Genomic DNA, 4,265 nt, shown 5'->3' with positions numbered 1-4,265 from the left:
GGTTGAGTGAATACACCAAAGTCATCAGCAATCCCTTCACTTTGTATGTAGGTATCTTGCCCTTTCCAGTCAACACTAGGATTTGACAAGCACTTGGTTGCAATTGCGTAGCCTGAAAACGATTCACTTTGTTCGGCAAATCGATTTTGAATCTGCTTTAAGTATTTGTTATCTAAAATATAACCTTCTAAGTTGATCCAACGACCACCTTGATAAACTTCTACCCAGCTATGGATGATACGATCTGGCGCGATCTTGAAAAGGTAGTTCGGGATTGCCCCTCGCTGTAACTCGTTATAAATAGTAAAACCGTGAATACGAGTAGCAATACCCACAGCACGAAATAGCGCCAGTAACAACGTTCCTTTGGTATTACATTGCCCGTAACCATCTTTTAATACTTGGCTGGCAGCTATACGGTCATCTTTGTTATAGCCGAAACGAACCTCATTACGTACATAATTGTAAATTGCACCAATAGCATCATATTGAGACAGCTTTTTCCATTCTTTTTTCTCAACCAGGCTTTGGATATGTGGATGCATGAAATCCAACATTGATGTTTCTTTCAGATAATCTTTTGAAAGCTCGCTCATGGGGAACTCCTTTCATTGAATACGTGAAAAGAGTAACTAATGCTCTGTAGCAAGACTTGAATAAACTTGCTAACTTTTTAGAAAAATAGCGTTTGCCTGACGAATCGTCATTCCAAATGTCTGTCGAAAAGTTCGGCTTAAATGCGCACTATCAGAAAACCCTGCCTTGTGAGCTACATCTGTCGCAGGTTCTCCATTAAGGATTGCTCTTACAGCGCAAATCATTCGACACCACAGCAGGTATGGTCGCCAAGGAATGCCAAGTTCTTTGCTAAATAAGTGAAGGAAACGACTTTCAGATAGAGCGAGTTTTTGGGCAACATCAGATGCCCGCCAATTACTTGGCTTAAGGCATTCCCCATCTAAGCATTGGTTAAGTTCATGCAATAACGCCTTAATGCGATGATCCGTGATCTGACTTTCATTGATGAGAGGGAATTTATTTGAAAGCCCTAGACCTTCAAATAATGGGGAGAGAAGTACAGTCAAATCATCAGTGTGCTCTACATATTTAAAAGTGGGCGAAGGAGCCTTAAATACTTTTGAAGGTTGCCCTGTCAATTTCTTAGATAATGCCACTCCTAATGCACTAGTGGGCTCGACCAACAAGATCCAACCTTCATCAATTTGTAGCTGATGCTCGATGTTAGAATCAATTATTACTGGTGTCGATATTTCAGTTTTATCTAGTTTACAGCTATAGCCACTTCTAGGCCAAGCTAGCTGAATCGCATGGTGACGATGAGGAGACGCATCTATAGATGAACCATATATAATCACTATACCTGCCTTGATCCAAACATTAGACTTCATCACTTTTCATCTCTCTAATTAACAGCATTTTGTTCAATTATTCGACTTTATTTGCCTATTTTGATTGTACTAGAAACAGCAAGGGGAAGCAGTGTTGAGTGTTTCTCTATTTATTAATTCAATTAAGTTAAATAGGAAGCAGCAGAGTTGTTACGAGCAAGTGCTCTAACGCACTAAGGGGCAGTTCCAAGTTACCGCGCGAAGAAGATGGGCTCATGGAGCTCTTACATAGAAAACGACGAATATACTGGTCAGAAAATGCAAGTGAAGAAATTGTTTTACTTAGCCTGTTGCCAACTCAATGCGCCAACTCCAGCTGCAATAATAAAACTACCTGTCGTTTTGTTAACTTTGCTTTGTATTGTCGGAGTATTGATCAGTCGTCGTGCTTGGACAGCCAGAAGTCCGTATAAAGAAATGGTAATGACTGCCATTGTTACAAAGGATACTTCATAAACAAAAGCCTGAAGAACAAAGTTCTTGTTCGGATCAATAAACAAAGGCAGAAATGATACGAAAAACAGAATGGTTTTTGGATTGAGGCTAGTTACAACATAGGTGTGGGCAAATATTTTTATTGGATTTGAGTTCAGATTTTGGGCTTCAGAAAATGCTGTCGCGGGAGCGCGCCATTGTTTTATACCAAGATAGATCAAGTAGCAGGCTCCTAACCATTTGAATGTGGTGTAAAGTGTCGCTGAGCTAGCGAGCAAGGCGCCTACGCCGACTAGCGATGCTGTCATTGCTGTAATATCGCCTAGAACCACGCCTGCGCCTACAGCAATGGCTGCTTGCCTGCCGTGACTTAATGCGTAGGAAACAACCAATAACAATGTTGGTCCAGGAATAGGTAGTATTACTAATGATGCCAGAATAAATCCCAGCCAAAGTTCATAGTTCATATTGGACTTGTGAAAGGTTGATCATTTAACACAAGATAAATTATTGCTAGCGCTTATTCAATGCTACTAAAACAGCATTCAAAGCATCGTTCAGGTGCATAGTTATTGAAAATCATATGGGTACAGAATCGTTGCATAGTGAACGATTCTGAGCACCACAGTTCAAGCAGAGATAACTTAGTTACCCGTTGCAACAAAAGGTAATTTGCCATGCCATTCTGGTTTTTCGATAACATCTAACATATAAGCGGCAAGCTGCGCGGCATCCACTTTCATTCCCTGAGGATCTGTTTCAGAGCTTTTTAGCTGACCTTTTACTCCTTCGGCAATCATTGGCGGACGCACCGTAGTATGAGCTAAGCCAGAAGATCTCAAGATTTCAATTTCTAGCTCTTTCGCCGGTGTAATAACAGGCACCATGAAATGCATCATTAACCGCATTAACTTACGGGAAAATACAATCTTCTCTCCAGGGTAAGAAGCGCTTGCACCAGCCACATTCACAATACGCGTTAAGCCATTTTGCTTCATTACCTTAACCAATGACCGCATGGCATCGCCATAGACCTCAACCTTCGGGCTGCCTTTTCGCACTGGAGGCGGGCCTATCGTACTAACCACCAAATCCACTCCTTCAAGGGTGCTAGCCTGGTCTTCAGAGTTAAAATAATCCCCTTGTACAACTTCAACCTGATTTTGAAGGTCGCCCAATTTTGATGGATCACGTACAAGTACTTTTAAATCAATGCCTCTGGAAAAGGCTTCTTTCACAACGTGTCGACCTAAAAGGCCTGTCGCACCAAGTACTGCTATTTTCATATCATTCCTTTCTGACTATTAGAGGACCAATAAAAAGTCACAATTCGCTATTTCATTCATTTTATTAGCAAGCCTTATTTACACTAGAATCTTACAATCTTCATAAGTGATGCGGAACTAGCTATAATTGCGCTTTCTCGTTCCATTTTTGCACCACCAGCCAAACCAAGAGATGACACTACGATGAAGCATTTTGAGTGGGATGATTTACGTGTATTTTTAGCCATTTTCCGAGGCCGCTCTGTGAGAGCTGCAGCCCGACTTATAAAGGTCAGCCATTCAACGGTCTCACGTCGATTACAGGCAATGGAAGATCAGCTCGGATGCAAACTCTTTATTCGACAACCCGAAGGTTTTATATTGACCGAAATCGGTGAGGCCATGGTTGAGCGAGCAGAACGGATTGAGTCTGAAATCCTAAGCATGCAACGAGAAGTCTTTGGCCGAAATACGTCTCTTTCGGGCCCTATCCGCATATCTGCAATACCTCATATCGTGCAGAATTTATTGATACCGTGTGTTGCCGAGTTTACTGCCCTTTATCCAGATATTGATATTCAAATTAATGCTAGCTATGAGATAGCAAACTTAAGTCGACATGATGCAGACGTTGCTATTCGTATTCAAAAAACACCTGATGATCATTTAATAGGACACCGGATACCTGATATTGCAAGCGCGGTTTACGCCACACCTGATTATATTGAAACGCACCGATTTACTGGAGCTGAGCCAACGGGGCATTGGGTGGGATGGATATCCAATAACAAAGAGATGGCCAAATGGCATAATGAAACGCCCTTTTCCAACTGTAGAGTGAAACACTGTATTTATGAGCCATCAGCTCACCTTCAAGCGGTGAAAGCTGGGCTTGGGTGCTCAATTCTATTTTGTTTTATTGGCGATAAAGAGCCGTCTTTAGTTCGACTTCCGGGGCAAACAAAATTGAAATCCTCCCCTTGCTGGATTCTGACTCATCCAGACTTGCTGACAACGGAGCGGGTACGTGTCTTCGTCCGTTTTTTGCGCGAATCTATATACAAACGTGAATTGGAACTGAATGGAAACCCGACGGAATATTGATTAACCTTCAATAGTTCAAAAAATAAAGCCCCGATAAACGGGGCTTCACAAC

General features: G+C 41.9%; 5 protein-coding genes. 1 reads left to right on the top strand and 4 read right to left on the bottom strand.

The window, feature by feature from the left end; genetic code table 11:
• The 4 genes from MHN01_RS18265 to MHN01_RS18250 all read right to left on the bottom strand — a co-directional run.
• Window positions 1-596 (bottom strand): transglutaminase family protein (locus MHN01_RS18265; protein ID WP_239412650.1); only part of this gene is annotated, 596 nt, incomplete at its 3' end.
• Between the two features lie 69 nt (window positions 597-665).
• Window positions 666-1,409: a helix-turn-helix transcriptional regulator gene (locus MHN01_RS18260; protein ID WP_239412651.1), complete on the bottom strand. Its 744-nt coding sequence runs from the start codon at window positions 1,407-1,409 to the stop codon at window positions 666-668.
• Window positions 1,410-1,687: 278 nt separating this feature from the next.
• A complete protein-coding gene (locus MHN01_RS18255) occupies window positions 1,688-2,311 on the bottom strand; it encodes a LysE family translocator (RefSeq protein WP_239412649.1) in 624 nt (207 codons plus the stop codon).
• Between the two features lie 177 nt (window positions 2,312-2,488).
• The gene (locus MHN01_RS18250) at window positions 2,489-3,130 is read right to left on the bottom strand and encodes an NAD(P)-dependent oxidoreductase (protein WP_239412648.1); all 642 of its coding nucleotides are present in this window, start codon (window positions 3,128-3,130) and stop codon (window positions 2,489-2,491) included.
• A 183-nt stretch (window positions 3,131-3,313) separates the two neighbouring features.
• Here MHN01_RS18250 and MHN01_RS18245 point away from each other — a divergent pair, with 183 nt between their 5' ends.
• Window positions 3,314-4,213, top strand: a complete 900-nt coding sequence (locus MHN01_RS18245) for a LysR family transcriptional regulator (RefSeq protein ID WP_239412647.1) — start codon at window positions 3,314-3,316, stop codon at window positions 4,211-4,213.
• Window positions 4,214-4,265: the final 52 nt, after the last annotated feature.

Origin of the sequence: Photobacterium sp. OFAV2-7 (genome assembly GCF_022347985.1) — a bacterium.
Taxonomy (GTDB): Bacteria; Pseudomonadota; Gammaproteobacteria; order Enterobacterales; family Vibrionaceae; genus Photobacterium.
This window is presented reverse-complemented; position numbering and strand designations above follow the sequence as displayed.

Bases quoted from the DNA above. Each gene is read 5' to 3' on its own strand.
- MHN01_RS18260 (WP_239412651.1), bottom strand. From the start codon at position 1,409: ATGAAGTCTAATGTTTGGATCAAGGCAGGTATAGTGATTATATATGGT.
- MHN01_RS18250 (WP_239412648.1), bottom strand. From the start codon at position 3,130: ATGAAAATAGCAGTACTTGGTGCGACAGGCCTTTTAGGTCGACACGTT.
- MHN01_RS18245 (WP_239412647.1), top strand. From the start codon at position 3,314: ATGAAGCATTTTGAGTGGGATGATTTACGTGTATTTTTAGCCATTTTC.
- MHN01_RS18255 (WP_239412649.1), bottom strand. From the start codon at position 2,311: ATGAACTATGAACTTTGGCTGGGATTTATTCTGGCATCATTAGTAATA.